Source organism: Aurantimonas marina, from assembly GCF_017183135.1.
Taxonomy (GTDB): Bacteria; Pseudomonadota; Alphaproteobacteria; order Rhizobiales; family Rhizobiaceae; genus Aurantimonas; species Aurantimonas marina.
Map to the genome: position 1 here is coordinate 1 of NZ_JADDXW010000060.1, position 682 is coordinate 682.

The 682-nt window shown below is 61.7% G+C and carries 1 pseudogene; it reads right to left on the bottom strand.

Annotated features, from left to right (window positions below):
* Positions 1–270 (bottom strand): annotated as a pseudogene (locus ING15_RS19300) (cytochrome-c oxidase, cbb3-type subunit I); the annotation flags it as partial.
* Positions 271–682 lie beyond the last annotated feature (412 nt).

Below are 682 nucleotides of genomic sequence, written 5' to 3' on the forward strand. Positions count from 1 at the left end.
ACCAAAGATGGCCCAGGCCATGGTCAGGACGATGCCGACCTTGCTGGGATCGTCGTAATACCGGGACAGACGCCCCGCGTCCGGGTCGGGGCTGTCGTGGTGGGCGAGGAGGAGCAGGATCATGGCCGCGGCCGCGGCCAGCACGAGGGCGCCATGGATGCCGAGCGGATCGGCGCGACCTGCCGCCGCCATCGCCAGTCCCACCGCCGCCAGAACGGCGAGAATCACGAGCGAAAGCTGGCGCTCGTTGCGTGTCAGTTGCGAGATCATGGCGCCGTCGCTTGTGTCCAGTCGTTCAGGGGCACTGCTTAAAGATGCACCGTTCATACCGCTTATTGCTTATGCTGACAACATGAAAACCAGGCGAAAAATGCAAAATCACATTGAATTGGCCACGCCAAAGACGGCTCTGCGAGTCAGCCTTCGTTCCGTTGGTGTAAGCGCCGCCGTAGACCGGGTCCTCGGCCATCCGGTGAATCGTCGCGAAAGTGAGCCGACGCCAGATGGTCTCGCCGGTGTTGCGTTTGGCCGGCAATGCCAGCAGGTCTCTGTCCGAAGCGCGAAGGGGCGGAGGTTTTTGGCCTGGTTATCGGCTTCGTTTTGTCGGCCGTGCCCGTCAGGAGACCCGACCTTGTTTTGGTGAAGCAAGTCATAGGCATCATCTGTCGGGGCACCTTACGGC